This is a genomic window from Mesorhizobium sp. M7D.F.Ca.US.004.03.1.1 (assembly GCF_003998635.1).
Lineage (GTDB): Bacteria > Pseudomonadota > Alphaproteobacteria > Rhizobiales > Rhizobiaceae > Mesorhizobium > Mesorhizobium loti.
Window position 1 is genome coordinate 1 of sequence record NZ_RZQG01001804.1, and the last position, 448, is coordinate 448.

Below are 448 nucleotides of genomic sequence, written 5' to 3' on the forward strand. Positions count from 1 at the left end.
TCCCTCAGCAGGTCGGGAACTTCGACCAACGGATACAACTCGCTGATCTCGGCATTCAATTCTTCGGCTGCGGCAGGCACCTCACCGGCGATCGGCGTGACGATCAACGTTCCATTTTCAAGACGAACACCTTGGAGCTTTCCGGACCGCGCTCTATGCGCCAGACGCTTCAGGTTGAAGTCGAGCATGTGACGCGCTTCGGCAAGCCACTGCGCGCCGTCACCTTGGACGCCCAGTCCAAGGCGGTCCTCCTCCTTCATGGACGTGAATGTTGACCGCGGCATCAGATGCTCGTCGATCGGCCGGAAGGATCGGCTGCCATCGACCCAAATGTCCGCAGATCGAAGCCGGTCCCGCAAAGCCGCGAGCGTCGCAATTTCATAGAGACGACGATCAGGTTTGTCCTGGCCGAAGATGAGCTTTCGATCGGACTGGCTTAGGTGAGTGA

1 pseudogene is annotated in these 448 nt (G+C 58.9%); it reads right to left on the reverse strand.

What is annotated here, in order from left to right:
* Positions 1-448 (reverse strand): annotated as a pseudogene (locus tag EN935_RS40125) (Tn3 family transposase); the annotation flags it as partial.